Origin of the sequence: Clostridium sp. AM22-11AC, from assembly GCF_003473545.1 — a bacterium.
Taxonomy (GTDB): Bacteria; Bacillota; Clostridia; order Lachnospirales; family Lachnospiraceae; genus Enterocloster.
This window is the reverse complement of sequence record NZ_QUCM01000001.1, coordinates 466632-491626: the sequence shown is the minus strand read 5'-3', so window position 1 is coordinate 491626 and position 24995 is coordinate 466632. Positions and strand designations below refer to the sequence as shown.

Annotated in this window: 26 protein-coding genes; 22 read left to right on the top strand and 4 right to left on the bottom strand. The window is 43.7% G+C overall.

From position 1 onward, the window contains the following. Positions 1-100 precede the first annotated feature (100 nt). Entirely contained in the window at positions 101-721 is a 621-nt protein-coding gene (locus tag DW251_RS02280; RefSeq protein ID WP_021869321.1) for a hypothetical protein, read from the top strand. A gap of 116 nt (positions 722-837) precedes the next feature. On the opposite strand, the gene DW251_RS02275 is transcribed toward DW251_RS02280, so the two are convergent. Continuing rightward, positions 838-2340, bottom strand: coding sequence for a L,D-transpeptidase (locus DW251_RS02275; RefSeq protein ID WP_118300088.1), 1503 nt, complete (start codon positions 2338-2340; stop codon positions 838-840). A gap of 233 nt (positions 2341-2573) precedes the next feature. On the opposite strand from DW251_RS02275, the gene DW251_RS02270 reads away from it, so the two are divergent. The 10 genes from DW251_RS02270 (at position 2574) to DW251_RS02225 (ending at position 12251) form a co-directional block, all read left to right on the top strand. Continuing rightward, positions 2574-3614, top strand: a complete 1041-nt coding sequence (locus DW251_RS02270; protein WP_243034850.1) for a glycosyltransferase family 8 protein — start codon at positions 2574-2576, stop codon at positions 3612-3614. Positions 3615-3664: 50 nt separating this feature from the next. After that, positions 3665-4603, top strand: a complete 939-nt coding sequence (locus tag DW251_RS02265) for a glycosyltransferase (RefSeq protein WP_021869318.1) — start codon at positions 3665-3667, stop codon at positions 4601-4603. An 88-nt stretch (positions 4604-4691) separates the two neighbouring features. Next, complete coding sequence (locus DW251_RS02260) at positions 4692-5378, top strand: glycosyltransferase family 2 protein (RefSeq protein WP_118300087.1); 687 nt, start codon at positions 4692-4694, stop codon at positions 5376-5378. A gap of 16 nt (positions 5379-5394) precedes the next feature. After that, positions 5395-6711 (top strand): oligosaccharide flippase family protein, encoded by a 1317-nt coding sequence (locus DW251_RS02255; protein WP_021869316.1) that lies wholly within the window; start codon positions 5395-5397, stop codon positions 6709-6711. Then, positions 6708-7700, top strand: coding sequence for a glycosyltransferase (locus DW251_RS02250; protein ID WP_021869315.1), 993 nt, complete (start codon positions 6708-6710; stop codon positions 7698-7700). Before DW251_RS02255 ends, DW251_RS02250 begins: the two co-directional genes overlap by 4 nt. Then, on the top strand, positions 7697-8095 hold the full coding sequence (locus DW251_RS02245) for a DUF2304 domain-containing protein (RefSeq protein ID WP_021869314.1): 399 nt from the start codon (positions 7697-7699) through the stop codon (positions 8093-8095). Before DW251_RS02250 ends, DW251_RS02245 begins: the two co-directional genes overlap by 4 nt. Positions 8096-8116: 21 nt before the next feature. Beyond that, on the top strand, positions 8117-9898 hold the full coding sequence (locus DW251_RS02240) for a DUF2142 domain-containing protein (protein ID WP_243034849.1): 1782 nt from the start codon (positions 8117-8119) through the stop codon (positions 9896-9898). 173 nt (positions 9899-10071) lie between these two features. Beyond that, positions 10072-10626 carry a dTDP-4-dehydrorhamnose 3,5-epimerase gene (gene rfbC / locus DW251_RS02235; RefSeq protein WP_021869312.1) on the top strand — a complete coding sequence of 185 codons (555 nt, stop codon included), beginning with the start codon at positions 10072-10074 and terminating at the stop codon, positions 10624-10626. Between the two features lie 39 nt (positions 10627-10665). Beyond that, positions 10666-11478 (top strand): ABC transporter permease, encoded by an 813-nt coding sequence (locus DW251_RS02230; protein WP_021869311.1) that lies wholly within the window; start codon positions 10666-10668, stop codon positions 11476-11478. A 173-nt stretch (positions 11479-11651) separates the two neighbouring features. Then, positions 11652-12251, top strand: coding sequence for a SprT family zinc-dependent metalloprotease (locus tag DW251_RS02225; RefSeq protein ID WP_118300086.1), 600 nt, complete (start codon positions 11652-11654; stop codon positions 12249-12251). Here the strand turns inward: DW251_RS02225 and DW251_RS02220 are convergent. After that, a complete protein-coding gene (locus DW251_RS02220) occupies positions 12245-12658 on the bottom strand; it encodes an Rrf2 family transcriptional regulator (RefSeq protein WP_021869309.1) in 414 nt (137 codons plus the stop codon). The two genes, DW251_RS02225 and DW251_RS02220, sit on opposite strands and share 7 nt — an antisense overlap. Before the next feature lie 264 nt (positions 12659-12922). On the opposite strand from DW251_RS02220, the gene sufC reads away from it, so the two are divergent. From sufC to DW251_RS18140, 11 genes are all read left to right on the top strand, one after another. Continuing rightward, positions 12923-13666: a Fe-S cluster assembly ATPase SufC gene (gene sufC / locus DW251_RS02215; protein ID WP_118300085.1), complete on the top strand. Its 744-nt coding sequence runs from the start codon at positions 12923-12925 to the stop codon at positions 13664-13666. An 89-nt stretch (positions 13667-13755) separates the two neighbouring features. Next, positions 13756-15162 carry a Fe-S cluster assembly protein SufB gene (sufB, locus tag DW251_RS02210; protein ID WP_118300084.1) on the top strand — a complete coding sequence of 469 codons (1407 nt, stop codon included), beginning with the start codon at positions 13756-13758 and terminating at the stop codon, positions 15160-15162. A 36-nt stretch (positions 15163-15198) separates the two neighbouring features. Then, positions 15199-16284, top strand: coding sequence for a SufD family Fe-S cluster assembly protein (locus tag DW251_RS02205; RefSeq protein ID WP_118300083.1), 1086 nt, complete (start codon positions 15199-15201; stop codon positions 16282-16284). A gap of 1 nt (position 16285) precedes the next feature. Continuing rightward, complete coding sequence (locus tag DW251_RS02200; protein ID WP_118300082.1) at positions 16286-17503, top strand: cysteine desulfurase; 1218 nt, start codon at positions 16286-16288, stop codon at positions 17501-17503. Further along, positions 17493-17921 (top strand): Fe-S cluster assembly sulfur transfer protein SufU, encoded by a 429-nt coding sequence (sufU, locus tag DW251_RS02195; RefSeq protein ID WP_021869304.1) that lies wholly within the window; start codon positions 17493-17495, stop codon positions 17919-17921. Before DW251_RS02200 ends, sufU begins: the two co-directional genes overlap by 11 nt. A gap of 276 nt (positions 17922-18197) precedes the next feature. Then, the gene (locus DW251_RS02190) at positions 18198-18860 is read left to right on the top strand and encodes a GntR family transcriptional regulator (RefSeq protein ID WP_118300081.1); all 663 of its coding nucleotides are present in this window, start codon (positions 18198-18200) and stop codon (positions 18858-18860) included. A gap of 294 nt (positions 18861-19154) precedes the next feature. Next, positions 19155-20003 (top strand): hypothetical protein, encoded by an 849-nt coding sequence (locus DW251_RS02185; protein ID WP_147352208.1) that lies wholly within the window; start codon positions 19155-19157, stop codon positions 20001-20003. A gap of 66 nt (positions 20004-20069) precedes the next feature. Then, a complete protein-coding gene (locus DW251_RS02180; RefSeq protein WP_118300079.1) occupies positions 20070-20714 on the top strand; it encodes a GGDEF domain-containing protein in 645 nt (214 codons plus the stop codon). Then, positions 20701-21591: a diguanylate cyclase gene (locus DW251_RS18150; RefSeq protein ID WP_243034847.1), complete on the top strand. Its 891-nt coding sequence runs from the start codon at positions 20701-20703 to the stop codon at positions 21589-21591. The genes DW251_RS02180 and DW251_RS18150 overlap by 14 nt, the downstream gene beginning before the upstream one ends. A 68-nt stretch (positions 21592-21659) precedes the next feature. Beyond that, positions 21660-22037 (top strand): EAL domain-containing protein, encoded by a 378-nt coding sequence (locus tag DW251_RS18145; RefSeq protein ID WP_243034846.1) that lies wholly within the window; start codon positions 21660-21662, stop codon positions 22035-22037. After that, a complete protein-coding gene (locus tag DW251_RS18140) occupies positions 22034-22609 on the top strand; it encodes an EAL domain-containing protein (RefSeq protein WP_243034844.1) in 576 nt (191 codons plus the stop codon). Before DW251_RS18145 ends, DW251_RS18140 begins: the two co-directional genes overlap by 4 nt. Here the strand turns inward: DW251_RS18140 and DW251_RS02170 are convergent. Then, positions 22555-24459 (bottom strand): sensor domain-containing diguanylate cyclase, encoded by a 1905-nt coding sequence (locus DW251_RS02170; protein WP_118300078.1) that lies wholly within the window; start codon positions 24457-24459, stop codon positions 22555-22557. The two genes, DW251_RS18140 and DW251_RS02170, sit on opposite strands and share 55 nt — an antisense overlap. A gap of 207 nt (positions 24460-24666) precedes the next feature. Then, positions 24667-24984 carry a thioredoxin gene (gene trxA / locus DW251_RS02165; protein ID WP_118300077.1) on the bottom strand — a complete coding sequence of 106 codons (318 nt, stop codon included), beginning with the start codon at positions 24982-24984 and terminating at the stop codon, positions 24667-24669. Between the last annotated feature and the right edge of the window lie 11 nt (positions 24985-24995).

The window sequence follows — 24995 nt, the reverse complement described above, 5'->3', positions numbered from 1 at the left end:
CTAGAAGATATCTACTTGACTTTTGGATAAAATATAAGTATTATAAAGATATGAAGTAGATAACAACAAGATTTATCGAAAAAGTCTAAGGAGGTATCTTATGAGAAACGCATGGCTTATCCGTCCTGTACCACATGGTATTCCAAGAGTAACTGAGTTTAAAGAGAAGGGGATCATTGCTGTTGGCTGGCCCTGTATTGGAAATTTAAAAGGTAAGTCAAGGGAAGACTTGAAGCATCTGCTCTCTCTGCCGCCATACAGTCTTACGGGTTTAGCTCTTGGAAATGCATACGCAACTATTGATATTTTCGTAAATCAAATGGAAGTAGGCGATCTGCTGCTTATGCCAAATGGCGAGGATATTTATTTGGGAGAAGTAACCAGTGATTATTATTTAGATGCAGCAGTAGACAGCAATGAAGAAGGATATCCCCACCAGAGAACGGCAAAATGGATCACCAATACCTCCAGAAAAGATCTGTCTATGGAACTGCGTTCATCACTTAAGGTTCACAGAACGACAGCAAATTTATCACATCATATAGATGAGATCGAAGCTCTTTGTAAGGGAGAAAAGCTGGCTGTAACTACGGACTATATAGAAGTTACTTATCCGTTACGTGCAGATTTTGAAGTGTCATTTAAAATCCCAAAAGATATATCGAAAGATGAGGCACAGCGTTTGAGTTCTTATTTTGCTTCATTATATTTTACGAAATGATCAGGATAATAAAATAATAAAAAATACCTCCCGGTACAGATAACATAATGTTCATCTGCCTCAGGAGGTATTTTTATATACATACAAGATCTGTTATTATCAACTGCTAACAGATATTACTGTAATCCATTCTCCGGTACATTTGCATCAGTAGGATCATAGGTCTGTGTATCCGGGATCATGGTCTTGATGACCGGACGGTCAAATGGACCTGGGATCGGGGATTCGTATACAGTGATGGAAGTTCCAAGTGCGCAGTGTTCGTAGATCCAGCGGGAATCTGCGGTAGTCAGACGGATACATCCGTGAGACTTGGTAGCGCCTAAATAGTTGTAAGTAAATGCTTTTAAGGTATACGGATCTGGTCTCTCATAAATAACAGAGTGAAGAAGGATCGGGATACCTGCATCCAGACGGGTCAGGTACTGGCAGTACTCATCGGTGTTCATCAGTCTCCAGCGATATTTCTCAGGAGTCTTGTGCTCACCTAAAGGAGTATCATCACCGGTGGAGCACAGGAAGGACTTGTACGGGATGATATAGCCATTATCACCATCTGGAATATAAATGGTCAGGCAGTTCATCTGCTTGTTGATCTTGATCTTAAACTGACCCTGATAATTTAAGTAAGGCTCCAGGTCAGTTACCAGCTTGCCGTCACCTTCAAAATAGTACTTGTAGCCATCTATGTACTGCCATCCGGTTACAATGGCATTGTCAACTACATAATAACGGTCTCTGTCATTCCATACCCATCCGGTAAAGTTGTCGCCAGTACCATTGCTGAATACAGGAGTGCCGTTTACAAACTGGATGCCGTCAGGAGCAGCGGATACTAATGGATTGTCCATCTTGTAAGCAGCGCCGTCAACTCCTTTGCCCCACATGGAGAAGCGCATGCCGGTGATAATGCGGCCGCAGGCCATAGCGCCGTTGGTGCCGCCGTTTTTAGACCAGTCACATTCTGTTCCGTCAGAAAGATTGGAGCGGTAATAAACATCAAAACGGTCGCCGAAAATACCATTTAAACGGATCTGTACGGCTTCTACAGGGCAGTCAGCTGACCAGTCTGTATGTCCGCCGTTCATGGCCCAGTTGGTCCAGCCACGGGAACTGCTGTAGGTACGGTAAAGGACATCACCTGGAAGATTGTTTGCATAGATGCACATACTTAAAAATCCTGCATCACCCACAGAAAGAACAGAGTCATCACGGACCGGATCACTCCATACCTGGTCAGAGGCACGAAGAAGCTGTACCTGTAAGAAAGCTTGGTTGGTCGGAACCTGGGCAGAAGTGTCTTCTGTAACGGTTTCTGCTGCAGTAGTAGTATCTGTGGTTGTTTCTGTAGTAGTTTCCGTGGTCTGAGAGGTCTCAGACTGGGAAGTGTCTGTTGACTGGGAAGACTCTTCTACAATGGTAGTTGGGGAAGTATTGTTTCCAGATGACTGGGAACTGTCACTGTTATCCCCAGGTGCCTGTAAAGATACTTCAGTGGATTTTCCTGAACCAGGACCATTGTTGGTGTCATTTTTGAATGCAAAAGCAGTGGTAGCCTGTCCTGCGATCAGTGCAGAGGCAAGAGCAGCCATTGCCAGATGTTTAAAAGTTTTACGCATAATAGAACCTCCTACGGTTAGTTACATGTTATTGTCTGCATAAAATGAGAACAATAACCATACTGCCTTTAATTTATCATAATTGGGGGAAAAATGCCATATAGGATTTACATTTTAGGACCCGTATTGTAAAATCGTAAATAAAATGACCATGGAATGTAAGAAATTAAATGTATTATGGAACAGAAGGATCTGTCGTCGGCAGGCGACATCATCATGAATAAAACATGAGAATGGAAAAGACAATGAAAGAGGCTGTAAAGACTATAAAAACGAAAGAACAGGCGGTCCACATTATCTATGCTTCCAATGACGGCTATGCTGGACATCTGGCGGCATCTTTGTGCTCTTTGCTGGACAATAACCGCCATATAAAAAATCTGGATATATATGTGCTTTCTGCCCAGATGTGTGAAGCGTTTCAAAACCGGCTTAAAACGCTGGCAGCCGGTTTTGGACGTCAGCTTTATGCGGTGGAACTGGGAGATCTGAAAGAAAGATTTCCTTATAAAATAGATACAAGAGGCTTTGATATCAGTGCCATGGGGCGGCTTTTTGCGCCAGAAGTACTGCCGGAGACTGTGACTAAGGCATTGTACCTGGACTGTGATACCATTGTCTGCAGTTCCATTGAAAAAATGTATGAAACACCGCTGGGAGACTGTCTGGCAGGCATGATCATGGAGCCCACGGTCTATAAAGAAATGAAAGAGTCCATTGATATGGATAAAGATGATGCCTATTTTAACTCCGGTGTGATCTTAATGGACTTGGCTGGCTGGCGCAGGGAAAATGTGCTGAAGAAACTGCTGGATTTTTACGGGGATCATGCAGGAAGCCTTTTTGCCTGTGATCAGGATACCATTAACGGAGCATTAAATGGGCGCATTTTACCTCTTTCCCCAAGGTATAATTTCTTTACCAATTACCGGTATTTCCGTTATAATACACTGGTGCAGCTTTGTGATGCTTACCGGGCGGTAGGTAAAAAAGAGTTTGCTGCAGCTAAGAGAAGACCAACGATCATTCATTTTCTGGGAGATGAGCGGCCCTGGATCGGTGGCAACCACAATTATTATGGAAAATGGTATCGGAAATATCTGGCTATGACCCCATGGAAGGACATGCCTATGCAAAAGGGTAAGTTCTGGTATATGCAGCTTTGGTGGTGCTTTAACCAGATGACAAGGGTATGTCCGGCTCTGCGGCTGGCCATCAGCAAACGGCTGGGGATGAAAGTTATTGACAACCGGAAGAAACATCAGAAAAAGTAAGATATTGAAGAATATAAAATTAAAAGAAAAAACAGTGAGAGAAAGGGACTATGGACGCAGACACGAATATATGTGCCGTAATATTAAATTATAATGATGCACAGACAACCATGAAACTTACAGAAAGCTGGAAAAACAGCAAAGTGATCCGGAATATCATTATTGTAGATAACTGTTCTACCGATGACTCCTGGGAAAAACTGGGAGAATTTAAAGAAGAATTTGCTTCAGATCATCCGGATGATCCAGATAAAGTGCAGCTTCACCTTTTCAGGACAACAGAAAACGGTGGCTACGGAAGCGGAAACCAGGCGGGGATCGATTATGCAGTCCAGTATCTGGAACCGGATTATATTATCATCGCAAACCCGGATGTGCAGGTCAGTGACGCCTGTATCCTGCGTGTGGCAGATGCTTTAGAGAAGCAGGAGGACGGAGCTGTAGCTTCTGCCATGGTAGTGGATGTAAAGGGACAGTCCTCTTTCAGCTACTGGGATCTCCAGTCTGTGTGGCTGGATCTTTTAGATACCGGTCTTGTGACCAGGAGGCTGTTCCGTGCCTTTTTGAAAACGCCGTTAGAAAAGCTGCCTCTGGCAGCAGATGGTGTCAGTCGTATGGTGGGGGCTCTTCCAGGCTCCTTTTTCATGGTGAAAACAGGCTGTTTTACGCCAGGAGATTTAAAAGAACTGTTTGATAAACATGTATTTCTCTATTATGAAGAGAAAATATTAGGACAGAAATTAAAACAAATGGGATTAAAAGAGCTTTTAGTGACAGATGCTTATTATGTACATGCACATTCTGTAAGCATTGATAAAAGCTATACAAAGATAAGTGATAAACAGAAGCTCCTTCATAAGAGCAAGTTATATTACTACCAACATTACCTGAAACTGGGAGAAATGGAACTGGCTGTGGCAAAAGCATTTCTGGCGGTGGTCCTTACAGAAGTAAAATTTCTCACAGGTGTCTTGAAGATGCGCTGGTAATGATGGATAATGGATATCAGGATAAAAGGGAAAGTGTTACAAATCAGCGCATGGCTGAACTGTAACAGAGTATTGAGGAACAGAGACAATGGATAAGGTACTTTTGGTCATACCGGCCTACAATGAAGGAAAAAACATTGAGAGGGTGGTAGACCACATTAAAAACGATTTTCCGGAACTGGATTATGTGGTGGTCAATGACGGCTCCAAAGATGATACAGCCGATATCTGTCGCAGGCGTGGCTATAATTTTATTGACCTGCCGGTAAATTTAGGATTGGCTGGCTGCTTTCAGACCGGTATGAAATATGCCTGGCAGAAAGGCTATAATTATGCAGTACAGTTTGACGGCGACGGACAGCACCGCCCGGAATACATTCAGGCAATGAAAGAAAAAATGGATGAAGGATATGACATTGTCATTGGTTCCCGTTTTGTAACAGAGAAGAAAAGCTGGTCCATGCGTATGTTTGGAAGCCGCCTGATCGGAACGGCAATCTGGCTGACTACAGGGGCAAAGATCAAAGATCCTACTTCCGGGATGCGTCTTTTCAGCCGGAAGATGATCGGTGAATTTGCCTGGAACTTAAATTATGGGCCGGAACCGGATACTGTATCTTTCCTGATCCGCCAGGGAGCGAAGATCGCAGAGGTGCAGGTCACTATTGATGACCGTACAGCAGGAGAAAGCTATTTGAAACCATTGACAGCTGCAAGTTATATGGTGCGCATGCTGTTATCCATACTGGTCATCCAGAATTTCAGAAAGCGTTAAATATAAGGGATTAGATATGAAAAATCTTACGAAGCAGTTATTATATAAGGGAGATAATGTTGCAAGAGCCAATGTCGTGTGGAATATTGCAGGCAGCTTTGTCTATGCTTTTGCAAGTATGGTCCTTTCTTTTCTGGTCATCCGCATGGCAGGAGAGGAAAAAGGCGGTATTTTCTCCTTTGGTTATTCTACGCTGGGCCAGCAGCTGTTTTTAGTGGCCTATTTTGGCATCCGGCCTTTCCAGATCACAGACGGAAAGGGAGAGTATTCCTTTAAGGAATACAGAGAACATAGAAATATAACCTGTATGTTTGCACTGGTTGCAGGTGCGCTGTTTCTCACTGCAAGGACCATTGCTTTCCGTAAAGGGATCGGGGATTATACAGCGGGAAAATGTATGATCCTGCTTCTTCTTGTGATCTATAAGGTCATTGACGGATATGCAGATGTGTATGAGTCGGAATTTCAGCGTCAGGGATGTTTATATCTTACAGGAAAGTCTAACTTTTTCAGGACTGTTTTTTCTGTAGCAGTGTTTACAGTGACGCTGGGGGCATTTAAACATCTGCTGTTTGCCTGCCTCATGGCAGTGGCAGCCCAGGCTATGGGTGTGTTCTTATTTAACCTGGATGTGATCCATGCATTAGATGGCGTGGACTGGACCTTTACAAAGGGCAAAGTGACGAAGCTGTTTAAAAATACGGGATTTTTATTCATCTCTGTATTCCTGGATTTTTACATTTTCTCTTGTGCAAAATATGCCATTGACGCCCGGATGAACAATGCGGCATCGGGATATTTTAACTTGATTTTTATGCCTACCTCTGTTATTTATATGGTAGCCAATTTCGTGATACGTCCGTACCTGACCACACTTACAAATCTCTGGACAGAAGAAAAGATTGCTGAGTTTAAAAAGACACTGGTGCGTATTGCGGCTGTTATTTTAGGGCTTACTGTACTTGCAGTGGCAGGTACACTTGTTTTAGGAAAATGGGCACTTTCCATTATGGAGCTTCTTATGGGAGGCGAAAAGGGAACGTTGACCGTTTATTTTGGGGCATTTGCAGGGATCGTCCTTGGAGGCGGTTTTTATGCACTGGCAAATCTGATGTATTACGCACTGGTGATCATGCGAAAGCAGAGAACCGTGTTTTTTGTATACGCAGCGGCAGCTGTAGCAGCGTTTTTCCTGTCAGGAGGCCTTGTTGGGGCTTTTGGTATTAACGGGGCGGCGCTGTGTTATCTGCTGCTGATGGCAGGAGAAACGGCAGGTTTTGGATTTTGCACTGTAAGATCCTGCAGGAGTGAGGAAAAGGAGACAAGACAATGACAGAGGAAAGAAAGAGTGAAAATGCTCTTCGCAAGCCACGGGTCGATGTGGTGATTCCTACCTATAAACCAGGTAAGAAATTTTCCAGACTTTTAAAAATGCTGGAGAAACAGACCTATCCCATAGGGAAGATCATTGTAATGAATACAGAAAAGGCATTCTGGAATGAAAAGGGCTTTGAAGGGATCAGCAATCTTCAGGTCCACCACCTGACAAAGGCGGAATTTGACCATGGTGCCACAAGAAACAGGGGAATGCGTTTTTCACGGGCTGATATTGTGGTGTTTATGACTGATGACGCAGTTCCGGCAGATGAATTTTTAATTGAAAAGCTGGTGGGAGCATTTGACCAGAGAGGTCCGGAAGGAGAAGCGGTGATCATGGCTTATGCCAGACAGCTTCCAGATAAGGACTGTCCTCTGGCAGAGCGGTATACACGTTCCTTTAACTATCCGGAGGAAAGCTGCTTAAAGACAAAGGCAGATTTAAAGCGTCTGGGCATTAAAACCTTCTTTGCTTCCAATGTATGCTGTGCCTATGACCGGGAGAAATTCTGGTTCCAGGGCGGATTTATTAAAAATGCCATTTTCAATGAAGATATGATATTTGCAGGAAAGGCAGTCATGGAAGACGATTATGCCATTGCCTATGTGGCTGACGCAAAGGTGATCCATTCCCACAATTATAACTGCACCCAGCAGTTTAAGAGAAACTTTGACCTGGCTGTGTCCCAGGCAGACCACCCGGAGGTATTTGGCGGTATTCGCTCAGAAAGTGAAGGCATCCGTCTGGTGAAGCAGACAGCCCATTATCTGTCAGAACAGCATAAACCATGGCTGATCCCGGGAATGTTTGTAAAAAGCGGTTTTAAGTACATGGGATACCGTATGGGAAAGGCATATCACATGCTTCCCCAGTGGCTGGTCATGAAATGTACCATGAACCGGGAATACTGGCTGGAGAAAAAAGAAGGCGGTGACAGACGATGATGACAATGATGCTTCGCGTGGTGCTGATCGTGGTTTCTGTTATCACCATGACATTTATGATGCGCAAGATACGCCAGGCAAAAGTTCAGATCGAAGCTGCCATGTTCTGGGTGATCATGGCGCTGATCTTAGTAGTATTTGCAGTGGTTCCAGGAGCTGCGGATCTTTGCGCAAGGTTGTTAGGCATTTATTCCACACCAAACTTTCTGTTCCTGTTTATGATCTTTTTGCTGATCGTAAAGGCATTTGGTATGACCATCCAGTTGTCCCAGCTTGAGAGCAAGCAGAGGGAGCTGATCCAGAAAATGGCTCTGGAGCAGAAATTCCTGGAAGAAAAAGAGGCAGAGCTGGAAGAACGGGAAGCTGCGTTAGAAACCTGCGGGAAAGGTGAGTAAAAGATAAAAGGGAAAGAAATGATGAAAAAGAAATTACCTGTCTGGCTTTTATGGCCTTTCGCCGTGTTTCTTCTGGGAATATGGCATTTGCTGGATGTGCGGGCATCTGTAACAGAGACAGGCCACCACTGGCTTTATGGCTGGTATGGGGGCCTGTTTTTCGTGAGTATGGTGATATTGGTCGGCTTTGGGGTGTTGATATTTGGAAAAAACTGGGGATTTTTTGACAGCGTTTCCAGTAGATGCGGGAATGCACTGGTTTTAAAGAAAGAACTTGTCTCACGGAAAGAATCTGGTTCAAAGACAGAATGCTGGAAACTTCCAGGTCTGTACTTTGGAGTGGTCATGTGCCTTGGTATTTTGTATATGCTGGTCCTGGCGCCTCTTTCAGCACCGGATGAAGTCAGCCACTATATCAGCGCCTATGAGCTTTCCAACCGCTTCTTAGGACTGCCGGGAACGGATGAAGACGGTTATATTTACATCCGGGCAGAAGATGACTGGATCGAGGATGTGAACCAGGAATTTCGGGACTGGAAGGAAAAAAGTGAGCAAGAGTCTTTGAACGGGGAAAATGGGGAGACTGAGGCAGGAAAACCTATTATTCTGGGACAGACCTTAAAAGAAGAAACTTATGCGGCAATCCATGACGGGGGCGCGGTCAGTGATCAGAGCGCAGAACAGTCTGTGGCTGGTGAAAGCGCAGGCAACAGTGGCAAAACAGCCGGTCTGAGGGTTTCCCGCCAGCCGTCCGTTCGGACCACCCCACTGGCCTATGTACCTCAGGCTCTGGGTTTTACTCTGGCAAGAGTACTTGGACTTAACAGCATCGCCCTTTTATATCTGGGCCGGTTTTTGAATCTCCTGCTTTTTGCGGCAGTTGGTGTGTTGACCATAAAAAGGCTTCCCTTTGGAAAAAATGTATTTTTCGGCGTGTCCATTTTACCAATGAGCCTTCATCTGGCGGCTTCTTTATCTTATGATGTTGTGATCCTGGCATTTACAGGATATTTTACAGCAGTGTGCCTGGATCTGGCCTATAAAGCGGACACAGTGAAAGTGAAAGATGTGATCGCTCTGGCTGTGGTCATGGCAGTTATGGGTCCCTGTAAAATGGTATATGGTGCCATTGCAGGCTTCTGTCTGCTGATCCCGGTAAAGAAGTTTGGCAACTGGGGAAAATGGACGGTCTCAGCAGCAGCTGTTCTTGGAAGCTTTTTAGCAGCAATGGCAGTGGTAAATTTAAGGACGGTTGCCATGTATACACAGGAAAGTGACAGCTATGTTGCCTGGGCCGAAGAAGCGGGATATTCCTTTGCAGAATTGCTCCACCAGCCGGTCCGCGTACTGCAGCTGTTTTATAATACAGTTGCATGGCAGGGAGAAAGCCTGTATTCGGGAATGTTAGGAGAGTCCTTAGGCAACCGGGATGCAGTGTTAAATACCCCTTATGTGGTCATTTTATTACTTACAGCATGCCTGGTGATCCTGGTCCTTAAAAAGCCGGGAGAAGAGATCTTTATGAAAATAAAAGAACGGCTCTGGATCTGGTTTATCTGTCTGGTGATCTTCGCAGCACTGATGTTTTCCATGCTTCTTGCATGGACGCCCAAAAGCTCCAACATGGTCCAGGGAGTCCAGGGAAGATACATGCTTCCACTGCTTCCTGTTTTGCTGCTTACCCTTAAAAATCAAAAGGTAGTGCGGACAGGAACAGATGACCGGCTGGTCCTGTATACTATGATGGCTGCAGATGTGTATGTGATCCTGCGTATTTTTGCAGTGGTGTGCCTGAGATTGTAAGGATTTTAACCCTGTACAGCAGATAACATGCGGTGAACATGTTGCCGGCAAGGGGATAAACAGTTGCAGACTTGTTGATAACGTGGTAAAATTTCCAGATGAATGTGGAAAATTTATAATCGATAAATAGAAACACAAAATTAGAAAAATAAAGAAGATAAAGGAGAAACATTATGGGAAAGATTAAAGTAACAACCTGTGATATTGAAGGACTTTATGTGATCGAGCCTACTGTATTCAAAGACGAAAGAGGCTACTTCATGGAAACTTACAACCAGAATGATTTTAAGGAAGCTGGTCTGAACATGACTTTTGTTCAGGACAACCAGTCTATGTCTGTAAAGGGCGTTTTAAGAGGACTTCATTTCCAGAAGCAGTATCCACAGGGCAAGCTGGTACGTGCTGTCCGCGGAACTGTATTTGATGTAGCAGTAGACCTGCGTTCCGATTCCAAGACCTATGGAAAGTGGTTTGGTGTAACCTTATCTGCTGAGAATAAAAAGCAGTTTTATATTCCGGAAGGTTTTGCACATGGCTTCTTAGTATTATCTGATGAGGCTGAGTTTGCTTATAAGTGTACTGATTTCTATCATCCAGGCGATGAGGGCGGTCTGTTATGGAGCGATCCTGAGATCGGTGTTGACTGGCCGATCGAACCAGGTATGGAGCTGATCATCTCCGATAAGGACAAAAAGTGGAGCGGTTTAAAGGATACTTTTAAGTTCTAAGACAGTTCTGCCGGGAAAAAAGTATAAGGAAACGAATTTATGAATTATGCATTGTCTCTTTTAAAAGAGATCATTAAAAAAAGAAAACTGGTATGGGATCTGGGAAAAGCAGATTTTCGCAAGCGTTTTGTAGGCTCCTATTTCGGTATTGTGTGGATGTTCATCCAGCCGGTAGTTACCATTGTGATCTATGCAGTTATCTTTGGTATCGGCTTTAAATCACCGCCGCCTGTTCCGGGAGTCAGCTATGTGATCTGGCTGGTACCGGGTATTGTTCCATGGTTTTTCTTCGGAGAAGCCTTAAACGGGATCACGGGGTGTCTTCAGGAATACAGTTATCTGGTGAAAAAGGTAGTCTTTAAAGTAGAGATATTGCCTATGATCAAGCTGATCTCCTGTCTGCTGGTACATGGATTTTTCGTCCTCATTATGATGATCATGTATCTGGTGGCAGGAAGAATGCCTATGCTGTCCTGGATCCAGGTGATCTACTACAGCTTTGCGGCGTCCATGCTGGCACTGGGACTTGGATATTTTACATCCTCTGTAAATGTATTTTTCAAGGATATGTCCCAGATCGTAGGTATCTGCCTTCAGTTCGGTATCTGGATGGCTCCGATCATGTATCATGAGTCCATGTTTACCAACCGCTTACCATGGATCGAACCATTATTTAAGATCAATCCATTTTATTACATTGTAACCGGTTATAAGGACAGTATGATCACAGGCAACTGGTTCTGGGAAAGACCGAAACTGACCATTTATTACTGGGTCTTCACTCTTTTGGTGTTTGGAGTGGGACTTAAGATGTTTAAGAAGCTGCGGCCGCATTTTTCAGATGTGTTGTAGGCTGTAAGCGGAAAATGTGCCTGGTGACAGGCAGAAAAAGGAAGATTATACCCTCAGTACAAAAAGAAATTATATTCATTTTGTGCCGGGGGTATTTTTAAAAATCAAATTTTGCAGAGGGATATGCGTTTTTGTGATATGTTATGTTTGCAGGACAGGAATGAGGTGATAAGGTGGTAAGCAGGATCGAAGTTGGCTGGCGCCAGGGAGAAAAAGAGGGAACGATCCCGGTAGATGTGGTATATTCCAAACGGCGGACCATTGGGCTGGAAGTGCAGGCAGATGGAAAAGTGCTGATCCGCGCACCAAAAGGGATCACTAAAAAAGTGCTGATGGATTTTGTAAATGACCGTCAGGAATGGATCGTGGAAAAATGGTTCCTGATTGAGAAGCACCGCCGCAAAAAGGCAGAGGCTCCAAAGCCAGATTATGAGGGAAATCCGGAAGTAGAGGCCTTTTACCGCCGTGCTGCCAGAAAGAAGATCATAGAGCGAACTGCCTGGTATGCAAAGATCATGGGTGTCACCTACGGCCGCATCAGCATCCGCGCTGCAAAAACACGCTGGGGCAGCTGCAGCGGGGAAGGAAACTTAAACTTTCACTGGAAACTGATCCTCATGCCGCTGGAGATCTTAGACTATGTAGTAGTCCACGAACTGGCCCACAGAAAGCAGATGAACCATTCGCCCCTTTTCTGGGCAGAAGTAGAAAAAGTGCTGCCAGATTATAAGGCAAGACGGGCATGGTTGAAGGAAAACGGGAGAGACTATTGAGGCGCAGTCTGTATCAGATCCGCCAATGTGATCCCGTCAAAAAATTCATTGATCATATTGTCCAGTTTCTGCCATACCGGATGGGAGGGGCAGATCCCTTTTCTGGGGCAGTCGTGTTCGCCATCATCGGTGCAGGCTACGGGAGCCAGGGAACCTTCGGTGAGCCGGAGTATTTCACCCAGCGTATAATCTTCCGGTGCTTTTGTCAGGCGGTAGCCGCCGCCACGGCCCCGGAGTCCGGTGAGAAGTTTATCCTGTACCAGTACCTTTAATATACTTTCCAGATATTTTTCAGAAATGTCCTGCCGTTCGGCGATCACGTTCAGAGGAACATAGCCGTCTCCCTGATGCTGGGCCAGTTCTACCATGACCCGCAGGGCATAACGGCCTTTTGTAGAAACGATCATTATCGAATTCTCCTTTATTCAAAATAGTTATTATAGTTATTTATAGTAATTCTTTAAACACATATCTTTCTATCTCTTTGAAGATTACCATATAGTATACACCAGAAAGCATATACTTAGCAAGCTGATATGAAAATTAATACCTATTGACAAACTAGGTTTATAATACTATTATAAATGTGCTAAATAAACCAATTACATGAGTAGGTTTATAAAAATGTCCTCCTGATCATGGGAGAATATGATGAGAAAGGAAGTACGGTCATGGCAAAGGAATTACTGGATGTAAAACAGTTATTTGTAAATGTAGAAGATAAAGAGATCCTTCATGGAGTAGACTTAAAGATTGGAAAAGGAGAGACCCATGTATTAATGGGACCAAATGGTGCAGGTAAGTCCACTTTAGGCTATGCATTAATGGGAAATCCAAGATATCAGCTGACAAATGGTGAGATCTGGTTTCAGGGAAAGAAGATCAACGAGGAGCCGGTAGATAAAAGAGCTAAAGCTGGCATGTTCTTATCCTTCCAGAGCCCACTGGAAGTACCGGGACTGTCATTAAGTTCCTTTATCCGCAGTGCTTTAGAGCAGAGAAGAGGAGAGCGCATCCGTCTCTGGGATTTCAGAAAAGAGCTGGCAAAGGCAATGGAACTTTTGCAGATGGATCCGTCTTATGCAGACCGAGATCTGAATGTGGGTTTTTCCGGCGGTGAGAAGAAAAAGGCTGAGATCCTGCAGATGCTTATGTTAAAGCCAAATCTGGCAATCTTAGACGAGACAGACTCAGGTCTGGACGTAGATGCAGTCCGCACTGTTTCAAAGGGCGTGGAAGAGTATCAGAAAGACAGAGATGGCTCTTTACTGATCATCACCCACAGCACCCGTATCCTGGAAGCGCTCCATGTAGATTACACTCATGTAATGGTAGATGGAAAGATCGTTAAAACAGGAGACGGCTCTCTGGTAGACCAGATCAATGAGACCGGATTTGAGGAATTTCTTAAGTAAAAGGAAAATGTAAATATGCCCTCAGGCAGTTTGCAAAGCAGATTATAAGTCAGATTATAAACAGTTTCCGGAAAGGAAATCGAAAGCATATGGAAGAAAAAACACAGATCAATGATATAGACAGAAGTATTTATGACATAAAAGATGAAGAAAAAGACGCCTACAGGATCCAGGCAGGTCTGACTCCGGAGATCGTAGAGAAAATTTCCAAGGAAAAACATGATCCGGCATGGATGGAGCTGTTCCGTCTGCAATCTCTTCAGATCTACAATGAAATGAAAGTACCGGACTGGGGCCCTTCTATTGAAGGACTGGATATGTCCAATATCGCCACCTATGTCCGTCCAAATACAAAAATGACTGCAAAATGGTCTGAGGTCCCGCAGGATATTAAGGATACCTTTGAACGTCTGGGAATTCCCCAGGCAGAGCGGAAATCACTGGCTGGCGTAGGAGCCCAGTATGACTCTGAGCTGGTTTACCACAATGTTCGTAAAGAAGTGGAAGAGCAGGGCGTTGTATACACTGACATGGAAAGCGCCTTGACCGGTCCTTATGCAGACATGGTAAGAAAACATTTCATGAAGCTGGTAAAGCCAACAGACCATAAATTTGCTGCTCTTCACGGAGCTGTATGGTCCGGCGGATCCTTTGTATATGTACCGCCTCATGTATCTGTTGAGATACCATTGCAGTCCTATTTCCGTTTAAATGCACCAGGCGCCGGACAGTTTGAACATACACTGATCATCGTAGATGAAGGCGCAGACCTTCACTTTATCGAAGGATGTTCCGCACCGAAATACAACGTGGCTAACCTTCATGCAGGCTGCGTGGAGCTGTTTGTTGGAAAAAATGCAAGACTGCGTTATTCCACCATTGAAAACTGGTCCAAGAACATGTATAACCTGAATACCAAGCGTGCACAGGTAGAAGAAGGCGGCGTTATTGAATGGGTATCCGGCTCCTTCGGTTCCCATGTTTCCTATCTGTACCCAATGAGCATCTTAAAGGGCCGTGGGGCAAAAATGGAATTTACAGGGATTACCTTTGCAGGAAAAGGCCAGGACCTGGATACAGGCGCCAAGGTAGTCCATGCAGCACCTGATACATCATCCTTTATGAATACCCGTTCCATTTCCAAGGACGGTGGTGTCAGCACCTTCAGAAGCTCTGTTTCTGTAACAAAAGAGGCAAAAAACAGCAGATCCTCCGTTTCTTGCCAGTCTCTGATGTTAGACTCCATTTCCAGATCCGATACAATCCCGGCTATGGATATCCGTACCAAAGATGCAGATATCGGCCATGAGGCCCGGATCGGACGCATCAGCGATGAAGCAGTCTTTTATCTTATGTCCAGAGGCTTAAGCGAAGAAGATGCCCGTGCCATGATCGTCAGCGGATTTGCAGACAATGTTTCCAAGGAACTTCCTCTGGAGTATGCAGTGGAGATGAACAACCTGATCCGTCTGGAGATGAAGGGAAGCATTGGTTAAGCAAAGGGGTACTGGTTAAAGGAAAGGAGGTCCCATATGAGTCAGGGACTTGATATGACAGTAAACAGCCTTCCTTCCAGAACATGGAACTGGCTGAAAATGAATGAGAGTAAGTTAAAAGAGATAGAAGCAGGAGATACCTGGGATGTAAAAGAAGTAGCCGGAGAGTCCGAAGAAATAGCTGGTCTGACAAAGGGCACAGCTGAAAATCAGGAAGTTTTTTCCCATATCCACACAGGAATGGGTCCGGATATGGACCGTTTAGGAAAAATGGCCGGATCACAGGCAATCATGATAAAAAGCAGTCCAAAGTCTGAGGGAGGATCTGAACCGGTTCGTCTTCATTTTTCCTGTGAAGATAATAAAAAGAGTTTCCAGAAAGTGGAAATCCTGGCAAAAGAGGGAGAAGAAGTAAACGTCCTTATGGACTACACTTCCCCGGAAAAAACATCTTCCGGTCTGGCAGCTATCCAGACAAAGCTTCACATTGAAAAAGGGGCAAAAGTACGTCTGGTTCAGGTGCAGCTGTTAGGGAATGAGTATACATTATTAAATGATATTGGCGCCCAGTGTGAAGATGGGGCCCAGTTTGAAGTGTTACAGCTGTTTTTAGGAAGCAGCAAAACCTATTCCGGCTGTCAGGCAGATCTTTTAGGAAAAGAAAGCCATTTTAAAGCAGATATCGGTTATCAGGGAAAAGGCAGCCAGCGCTATGATATGAACTATGTGGCAGTCCATAAGGGCAAAAAAACCGTCAGTGAAATGAACGCAGACGGCATTCTGGATGATCAGGCATTTAAGCTGTTTCGTGGAACCATTGATTTCAAAAATGGTTCTTCCGGCTCCAAGGGAGACGAAAAGGAAGACGTACTCCTTATGGGGGACTATGTAGTCAACCAGACCATTCCTCTGATCCTTTGTGCAGAGGAAGATGTAGAAGGAAACCACGGTGCTTCTATTGGACAGTTAGATGAAGAAATGCTGTTCTATCTGTCTTCCAGAGGTATGAGCGCAGAAAGCGCCAGCAAGATGATCGCCAGAGCAAGGATGGATGCAGTCTGCCAGAAGATCGGCGATGAGCAGTTAGAAAAGCTGGTACAGGACTATTTAGAGGAGGAATAACATGAGCAGCAACCCATACAGAAAAGATTTTCCTCTTCTGGAAAATAATAAGGTGATCTATCTAGACAATGCAGCCACCTCCCAGAGGCCGGAGGCTGTGATCCAGGCAGAGGCACAGTTTTATGAAAAATACAACGCAAATCCATTAAGAGGCCTTTATGAGCTTAGTGTAGAAGCCACAGACTGCTACGAAGAAGCAAGAGAAACGGTCCGCAAGTTCATTGGCGCAGGAAGCACAGAAGAGATCATTTTCACCAGAAATACTACCGAAGGCTTAAATCTGGTGGCTTACAGCTATGGTTTCAGCCATTTAAAAGCAGGAGATGAAGTGCTGGTAAGCATTATGGAGCATCACAGCAATCTCCTTCCATGGCAGATGGTATGCCGTCAGACCGGTGCAACGCTTAAATTTCTGGAATGTGACCAGACCGGATTTTTAAGTGATGAAACACTGGAAAATGCCATTACAGATAAGACCCGCCTGGTAGCCATTGCCCAGGTATCCAATGTACTGGGACGGACTGCTCCCATTGAAAAGATCGTAAAACTGGCAAGAAAACATGGTGCCGTAGTTGTCATGGATGCAGCACAGAGTGCGCCACATATGCCAATTAATGTAAAAGACCTGGAGGTGGATTTTATGGCATTTTCCGGTCATAAATTAATGGGACCTATGGGCATCGGTGTTCTCTATGGAAAGAAAGAGCTGTTGGAAGAAATGCCTCCATTCCTTACAGGCGGAGAGATGATCGACTCCGTCAGCCGTACAGGTGCTGTATTTGCTCCACTTCCTCACAAATTTGAGGCAGGTACCGTTAATGCAGCGGGCGCATGGGGACTGAAAGCAGCCATTGAATATCTGCAGCAGATTGGCTTTGATGAGATAAAGCGCCGGGAAGAGGCGCTGACTTCCAGAGCCTTAGAAGGCCTTAAAGAGATCCCACATGTTCATGTGTTAGGTTCTGAAAAAGCAGAGGAACACTGCGGTATCCTTACATTTACCATAGACGGCGTACATCCCCATGATGTAAGCGCCATTTTAGACGCAGACGGAATTGCCGTTCGTGCCGGACATCACTGCGCACAGCCTCTGATGGAGTATCTGGGCGTTTCTACTACCACAAGAGCCAGCCTTTTCTTCTACAATACAGAAGAAGAGATCGATGCTTTTGTAGAAAGCATGAAGACGGTAAGAAGGAGAATGGGTTATGGAGAGTAGAAATTTTTACAATGAAATATTAACGGACCACAATCTGCATCCGGTCCACAAAGAAGATATCCCGGATGCCAATCTGGTACTGGAAGGCTTAAATCCCAGCTGCGGTGACCACATCTGGTTAAAGTTAAAAGTAGAAGACGGCATCATCAAAGACGGTGGTTTCGTAGGTGATGGCTGCGCCATTTCCCAGGCGTCCGCAGATATCATGCTGGATCTGATCATCGGTAAAAAGAAAGAGGAAGCCGTGAAACTGGCAGAAAGTTTCTTAAAGATGATCAAGGGAAACGCAACAGAGGAAGATATGGATGCCCTAGAAGAAGCAGGGGCATTACAGGATATTTCCCATATGCCGGCCAGAGTAAAATGTGCTGTTTTGGGATGGCATACCATGGAAGAACTGTTAAAAGAGGAAAAATAGATAGAATGTATATTTACAGATCCTATTAAATATGGGCTCGCCAGTATATGGCGGGCCCGACAGATGCGTTAAATGTGATCACACCTGTTGTACTGACCGCTCTGGGACTGGTACTTCCTGAGATCGCAAAGAGAGAGCAGAAAAATTAGTTTACTTGTTTAACGCGTTATGGTAAAATAACCAACAACAAATGTTGGTATTAATGTTTATGACAGTGATCAGTACATTGTTTCGTAAACAATGTACCAGGGATTTTTTAGGGACTTACAGAGTATTATGGGAAAGCTTGATTATCGGACTTTAAGGGAAAATGTAGCAGACGAGATAAGGATGAAGATCTTAAACGGTGATATGAAGCCGGGAGATAAGATCATAGAGCAGGAACTGGCATCGGAATTTGGCATCAGCCGTGGCCCGGTGCGGGAAGCACTGCGCCAGTTGGAGCAGGAAGGCATGGTGGAATATTCCAGAAATGTAGGCTGCTCTGTAAAGCATATAGGCATGGATGATGTTTATGAGATATACTACATGCGTGCCAACTATGAAATGATGGCAGTAAGACTGTATAATGCTCCTTTTCCCCAGGAAACCATTGAGAAAATGGAACAGGTTTTAGAGCAGATGAAGCAGCTTCATAAAGAAGAATACCGCAAGGTATTTGAACTGGATAATGAGTTCCATGAAGCGATCCTGGACCTTGTAAGTTTCAAGCGCCTGAAAAAAGCCTGGGAAGACTTAAATTACGGAAATATTGTAACGGGGTACAATATGGAAATAGACAGTGAACAGGTCATCAAACGTCAGTATCTTATCCACGAAAAGCTGTTAAATGCCTGCAAGACCGGCACACCGGCACAGGTAGAACAGGCTATTGCAGATCATTATCTTGGGGGCGTGGAGAAGCTGATACAGAAAGTAAACAAAAAGCACGAAAAGTAAATAAAGACATATAACGCATTAAAAAAGCAGTGAAACCGGAAAGAACAATATGGTTTTACTGCTTTTTACGTTGATAGAAAAATGAAATCCAGCACTGCAAATGGTGACAATTAATATAGATTCTGTTATAATTTTTTAAGTAGGGGGGGATGAATTGTCTGTTTGGGCGAGGAAAATAGTGATCATGAAAAAAGCAATGTATGGAAAAAAACAGAATGGGCCGGTTTGATCTGTATATTTTTTATCCTGATGGTTTTGATACATATGTTATGGAATTCAGGGGCAGATGGAGAAATGGCAGATATCCGTTCTGTCAGCAGTGGCTGGTATCAGATAGTAGATGAAAAAGAAGAGGCCCTTGATCTTCCTGCCATGGTTAAGGCAGATCAGGATGGAAAGATCATGCTTTATAATAATACACTGACTCCGGAAGATAAAAATAAGGTCCTGTCAATAAACGGTCTTCAGGATCAGCCGGAAGTGTGGATGGGAAAACAGTGTCTGTTCTGGTATGAAGAAAACGATTTTTTAAAGAATGACCAGATGAAGGGAAAAATGTGGGCAGATGTGTGGCTGGCAGAAGATACAGGAAAAGAGCCGGTCTGCCTTGTTTATGAAAGCAATAACAGAGCCTCCCTTTATATACAGGCACCTGTTTTAGGAAGCTTTCCGGCAGTTTCACAAAAGCATTTCCAGGAATCTGTATTTTCATTTCTCATGATCCTTGGAATGTGGGGAACGGGAATTGTTTCTGCTATTGTTTTCTGGTATATGAAAGCCCATCATATTGTTGAAAAGCGTTTTCTGGATGCATCATTGTTTATGTTCATCTGTGGTTTGTGGTGTTACCTGGACTCAGGTTTTTATCAGATGTACGGAAAGCATGGCGCTGTTGGGATGGTTCTTTCTTTTTATGCATTTATTCTTATGTCAGTTCCAATGCTCTGGTTTGTGCAGAATACAATAAGTGAGAAAGTACGGTGGGTCCCGCAGGTATGGATCTTCCTTCTTTATGGAAATGCCATTTTACAGGGAATACTCAATATCCTGTTTCATATCCCATTTGTGTATATGCTGTTTTTAACACACATTATGCTGTTTTCCGGGGTTATATCCATGATCTGTCTTCTGTGGAAAGAATAAAAAAGAAATGAAGCGGAAGAAATTCTGTTTTGTCTGCTGGTATTTGCCACATTGGGAGTCAGCGGTATGACAGCCCTTATTTTGTACTGGGTATATTCAATCTACTGGTATGATATGGTCTTTCAGGCAGGAATCTTTTTGTATACATCAATCCTGTTCTGGCATTTGCTGCAAAAAACATCCAGGGACAGTCAGTTCAGGATGGAGCAGCTGGTTTATGAAAAAATGTCAATGGAAGACAGAATGACTGGATTAAAAAACAGGAAAGCATTTGAAAAATACATAAAGGAGATCCAGGAAGGAAAGATCCGGCTTGAGAATGCATTGTTTTTATTTATCGAGATAACAGGACTGAAACAGATCAACGATGTCTACGGAATGAAAACAGGAGATGAATCAGTGATCCAGACAGCCCGGTGTATCCAAAAGGCAGCAGATAGTGACCAGAGGCATAAGATAGAAAGTTTCCGCAATGGCGGTACGGAGTTTGCAGTGATCGTAATGGATCCCCAGATACAGCCGCAGGAGCTGGAATGCCTCCTTGAAAATGAAGTGAAAAAGGAAACGGAAAACAGGTATTATATTTCTTTACAATTCGGATATGGTTATCTGAAAAATGAGGATGGTACACGAAATACAGTAAGTGACTGGAAACGTCAGGCAGATCACATGCTGCAAAGAACAAAGGGGGCTATTTATGATGATGTATAATGCAGATTTTCTGATCGCAGCAGTGGTCATATTGCTGTTGGTTCTGAGAAATTTCCTGGATCAGAAAAGGGCAGAGGATTTAAATAGCAGGGTATTTCTTTTCTTTGCAGTTATTGGGATCCTGGATGTGATCGCTGAATTAGTAAGCAATTATTATATAACTTCAGGAGATGGGGATTTTGGCCTGGCGGCAGTGGTGACTACAACTATTTTTTATCTGTTTCAGGCATTGCTTCCATATGCGCTTCTTTGTTATATTATGACATTGCATGATAATAAGCTTATTTCGGTGAAGAAGATGCTGTTGGCGGGTCTTGCAACTATTTTACTGGCCAGTATTGTGCTTACCAATCCCTTTACTGAAAAACTGTTTTATTTTGATGTATCAGCCGGATATGTGGAAGGACCATGGTATAGACTGATGTATTACAGCGCCCTTTTCCATCTGGCAGTGATTTTGATCCTTGTTACCTCATGGAGAAAAGAATTTGGCCCTCAGAAAACAAAGGTGATCCTGGTTATCCTGATCCTGTACGGATGCGGGGGAGTGATCCAGCTTTTGCATTACCCTCTGCTGATGATAGGTTTTGGCATGAGTCTTGGAATACTGGCTCTGTTTCTTACTATCAATAATCCAAATGCGAACCGGGACAGCCTTACAGGAGTATATAATCACCTTTACCTTACCAGAAGGAGCGATGAACTGATCGCAGCAGGAAAATCTTTCCATATCATCACAATATACCTTTACCAGCTAAAGCATATCAATAAAGTTGCCAGAGTTGAAGGCGGTGATCATATTCTGCAGCTTGCAGCAAAAAACTGGAAGAACTGTGTGGAAGCCGGGTTTTCCGTATTACGGGAAAACGTTTTTTAGTTCTGACTATGTCATTGCAGGAGTGTGAGTATTATATTACCCAGATAAAGAAGAGGTTTGAAACAGATATGCAGTTGGATGCAGACAGCAGTAAACCTGCAACGCCTGTGATCCTCAGTGGGATCGTCCATGGGCAAAAGCTTGGCACCAGCGGGCTGATGCTGGAATATGAAGAGTATCTGGAATCATTATCTTTGCAAAATGGCATGATAGAGGTGATACAGGATGATCAGCAGACCATGGATGGCTTTTTATATAATAAAAAAGTAGAGCAGTATCTGCACACGGCTATTGCCCAGGATCTTTTTGAAGTATATTATCAGCCGGTTTATTCTACAGAGAAAAATGATTTTGTTACACTGGAAGCATTAAGCCGTCTGCATCATCCGGAGTTAGGCTGGATCGCACCGGATGTCTTTATACAGATTGCAGAAAAAATCATATGATCGAACAGATCACAGATCTGCAATTTAAACGCGTCTGCATGTTTATAAATGAACACCGGGATCTGATGAAGAAGCTCTTTAATATAAAAGTAAATTTGTCTTCCCTGGATTTGATGCGCAGTGACTGCAGCAGCCATTTTATCCGTATGATGGATGATATGGATATCCACCATGACTGGATACAGTTTGAGATCACAGAAACAGTTGCTACAGAATACAACGCAGGATTAGGAATGGTAATAGATGGGTTTATGGCTGCCGGGGTCAGACTGTGTCTGGACGATTTTGGTTCTGGATATGCAAACCTGAATACAGTCATGAGACTGCCATTTTCTGCCATCAAGATAGACAGAACCCTTCTTTTTGATATATGTAATGATAAAAAACGTGCCATGTTTTATCAGAGTATTGTTGAAACCTTCCACCGGATGGGTTACAGCATAGTTACAGAAGGAGTAGAGACAGAAGAGGAAATGAGTCTGTTAAGCAGCTGGGGTGTAGATATGATCCAGGGATATTATTTTTCCAGACCACTTCCAGTGGATGAGCTGCTTAAACTGCTGAACATGTGATGTTTTTCCTTTTCCGCATACATACGCTGGTCTGCAAGGATACGGATCTCATTAGTAGTAGATGCATCATTGGGATAGGCGGCATATCCGCAGCTGGAACCAATATACAGAGTTTTTCCGTCAATATCAAAAGGAGCGCAGAGCCGGTTTTGTATCTGTTCCTTGATCCTGCAGCAGAGACTTTCATCAAATTCAGTACACACTACCAGGCTGAATTCATCACCGCCGATGCGGAAGGCATAGTCATTGCTGCGGATACAGGACTGAAGCCGGTTGGCAGCTTCTTTTAAAAGCTTATCTCCCATGTCATGACCATAGGTGTCATTAACAGATTTAAAATGGTCCAGATCCAGATAGAAAAGTATGAAAGGGAGCTTTTGAAGCTCCTTTTTATGCAGTATGGAGTTAAAATAACGCTCGTTAAATAAACCAGTAAGGCCGTCTGTATTGGCAAGGTTCTCTAAGGCATGCTTCTGTCCAATATCCTGGGTGATAAGCATAACCTTCTCCAGTTCATGTTCAGGACTCCATTCAACGGGGACAACATGCATGATCAGGTATGCATCGGCGGAACGGTTGTAGTATTCAATTTTAAAGATATCATCCTTTTTTTTCAGGACGCAGCGCAGATAATCTGGTGTAAGGAGATGGTTCATCTTTTTATTTTCCGTATCAGTCATCACCAGATACTGGCGGGAAATATCCTCAACCAGATCATCATAGTATCCGGTTTCCGGATAGATGGGGTGCTTCAGCAGGTTTTCATGATATTCATAGCGGTTGTTTTTCAGATCGCCTACAGCAAAACGGTCAACGATCCTTCCAAGTCCTGAAAACATCTGTTCAGTAAGCTCTTTGCGTTTTAGCAGGATCATTTGCTCATGTTCTTTCATGCGCAGCCTGGAATCCATCAGGGCAAAAACAATGCCCGTAAGAAGCAGGGCGATACATCCGTTCAGGATCAGGAGCAGGACAATGGTGATGGACTGTATACGGCGCATACTGGCATCTACAACATCATCATGGATAATACCCACAATGGTCCAGTCATTGATCCCGGTGGGTTCGTATACCAGATAATAGTTTTTGTTGTTGTAACGGCACTGGAGACTTCCGGTAGAAACATTCTTAATATTCTTTTTCAGGTCAGTTATCTCAGTTTCTGTCATATTCGTATACTTGTTTAAAAAATCAAAGAGATTAGATATTTTCTGGAGAAATTCTGTTTTGGGTTCAAGGGAAAGGAGGACATTGCCATCGGATGTAAGGATGTAGCAGTCACTTTGTCCCTGATAAATATTACCTGCGATCAGTTTTTCCACTACATCATTATTATAGCTGACAGCAAGTCCGGAATAGGTTATGCCATTTATGGTATATGGAACATCCATGGGAAGCGCAAATACGATCCGGCGGTTGGAATCGCTTGCAATATAGCTGGAAATAACAGGCTGGCCAGTTTCATACATATCCAGAAAGATCCCCTGTATATTTGGGGCATTTCCGTCCCGCCCTGCAGCAGTTATAAAATCACAGTTCTCATTAAACATATAAAAATCCTGATATTGCCAGGCATCCTTGCGTCTGGCAAAGTCATACCAGAGAGTTTTCATATTTTCAGCATCATCCAGGTATTGCAAATTATTGCTCCAGTCAGAAAGGGCATTCCAGTTGTGCTGGACAAACATAGTAAAGGTTTTGTCTACCTGCTCATAAGTAGACAGCAGATGCTGGGAATTTTCCTCATAGATACTTTTTTGGACAAAATTGTTGTAAACAATGCTCACGAAAAGAAAAAGGGATGCCAAAACAGCTCCGGCCAGTATAAGCAGTTTGGATGTTTTATTCATAAATACGGGAACCTCCTTCAATGTTGGTGCTTTTCTTGTTGGTTTTCAGGTTTCCTACTCATGTTTTTGGGCTTGATATCTGAATATAAGTATATCATATTCTGGGAGTTTCTGGAATTTTTTTCGATTGTGGAAAAAGAGTGACAGCGGTTTTACGCAGAAAAAAACAGAGCTGCTTTTATACAGCTCTGCTAAAAACTGGTTTTGTTACTTCGCCTCAGCAATCGCCTGTTCCATTTCAGAAGCAGAGATAACGCCAATGGTCTTATTGGCAACAACACCTCTTCTGAAATAGAGAAGAGTTGGTACGCTCATTACCTTAAAACGGGTTGCAAGATCCATGTCTTCGTCAATGTCAACTTTATAGAAATGAACTTCCGGGTGGAGTTCTGCCATTTTTTCTACAGTTGGAGCCAGCATTTTACAGGGACCGCACCATGTAGCGAAGAAATCCACTACTACCAGATCATCACCGGCATTTACTGCCTGGTCAAATGTGTCAGATGTTAAATGTGTAAGTGCCATATGAAAAACCT

What these genes read in the sequence shown, in the direction of transcription:
- DW251_RS02280 (WP_021869321.1), top strand. Translation starts at nt 101, where the DNA reads ATGAGAAACGCATGGCTTATCCGTCCTGTACCACATGGTATTCCAAGA.
- DW251_RS02275 (WP_118300088.1), bottom strand. Translation starts at nt 2,340, where the DNA reads ATGCGTAAAACTTTTAAACATCTGGCAATGGCTGCTCTTGCCTCTGCA.
- DW251_RS02270 (WP_243034850.1), top strand. Translation starts at nt 2,574, where the DNA reads ATGGAAAAGACAATGAAAGAGGCTGTAAAGACTATAAAAACGAAAGAA.
- DW251_RS02265 (WP_021869318.1), top strand. Translation starts at nt 3,665, where the DNA reads ATGGACGCAGACACGAATATATGTGCCGTAATATTAAATTATAATGAT.
- DW251_RS02260 (WP_118300087.1), top strand. Translation starts at nt 4,692, where the DNA reads ATGGATAAGGTACTTTTGGTCATACCGGCCTACAATGAAGGAAAAAAC.
- DW251_RS02255 (WP_021869316.1), top strand. Translation starts at nt 5,395, where the DNA reads ATGAAAAATCTTACGAAGCAGTTATTATATAAGGGAGATAATGTTGCA.
- DW251_RS02250 (WP_021869315.1), top strand. Translation starts at nt 6,708, where the DNA reads ATGACAGAGGAAAGAAAGAGTGAAAATGCTCTTCGCAAGCCACGGGTC.
- DW251_RS02245 (WP_021869314.1), top strand. Translation starts at nt 7,697, where the DNA reads ATGATGACAATGATGCTTCGCGTGGTGCTGATCGTGGTTTCTGTTATC.
- DW251_RS02240 (WP_243034849.1), top strand. Translation starts at nt 8,117, where the DNA reads ATGAAAAAGAAATTACCTGTCTGGCTTTTATGGCCTTTCGCCGTGTTT.
- rfbC (WP_021869312.1), top strand. Translation starts at nt 10,072, where the DNA reads ATGGGAAAGATTAAAGTAACAACCTGTGATATTGAAGGACTTTATGTG.
- DW251_RS02230 (WP_021869311.1), top strand. Translation starts at nt 10,666, where the DNA reads ATGAATTATGCATTGTCTCTTTTAAAAGAGATCATTAAAAAAAGAAAA.
- DW251_RS02220 (WP_021869309.1), bottom strand. Translation starts at nt 12,658, where the DNA reads ATGATCGTTTCTACAAAAGGCCGTTATGCCCTGCGGGTCATGGTAGAA.
- sufC (WP_118300085.1), top strand. Translation starts at nt 12,923, where the DNA reads ATGGCAAAGGAATTACTGGATGTAAAACAGTTATTTGTAAATGTAGAA.
- sufB (WP_118300084.1), top strand. Translation starts at nt 13,756, where the DNA reads ATGGAAGAAAAAACACAGATCAATGATATAGACAGAAGTATTTATGAC.
- DW251_RS02205 (WP_118300083.1), top strand. Translation starts at nt 15,199, where the DNA reads ATGAGTCAGGGACTTGATATGACAGTAAACAGCCTTCCTTCCAGAACA.
- DW251_RS02200 (WP_118300082.1), top strand. Translation starts at nt 16,286, where the DNA reads ATGAGCAGCAACCCATACAGAAAAGATTTTCCTCTTCTGGAAAATAAT.
- sufU (WP_021869304.1), top strand. Translation starts at nt 17,493, where the DNA reads ATGGAGAGTAGAAATTTTTACAATGAAATATTAACGGACCACAATCTG.
- DW251_RS02190 (WP_118300081.1), top strand. Translation starts at nt 18,198, where the DNA reads ATGGGAAAGCTTGATTATCGGACTTTAAGGGAAAATGTAGCAGACGAG.
- DW251_RS02185 (WP_147352208.1), top strand. Translation starts at nt 19,155, where the DNA reads ATGGCAGATATCCGTTCTGTCAGCAGTGGCTGGTATCAGATAGTAGAT.
- DW251_RS02180 (WP_118300079.1), top strand. Translation starts at nt 20,070, where the DNA reads ATGACAGCCCTTATTTTGTACTGGGTATATTCAATCTACTGGTATGAT.
- DW251_RS18150 (WP_243034847.1), top strand. Translation starts at nt 20,701, where the DNA reads ATGATGATGTATAATGCAGATTTTCTGATCGCAGCAGTGGTCATATTG.
- DW251_RS18145 (WP_243034846.1), top strand. Translation starts at nt 21,660, where the DNA reads ATGCAGTTGGATGCAGACAGCAGTAAACCTGCAACGCCTGTGATCCTC.
- DW251_RS18140 (WP_243034844.1), top strand. Translation starts at nt 22,034, where the DNA reads ATGATCGAACAGATCACAGATCTGCAATTTAAACGCGTCTGCATGTTT.
- DW251_RS02170 (WP_118300078.1), bottom strand. Translation starts at nt 24,459, where the DNA reads ATGAATAAAACATCCAAACTGCTTATACTGGCCGGAGCTGTTTTGGCA.
- trxA (WP_118300077.1), bottom strand. Translation starts at nt 24,984, where the DNA reads ATGGCACTTACACATTTAACATCTGACACATTTGACCAGGCAGTAAAT.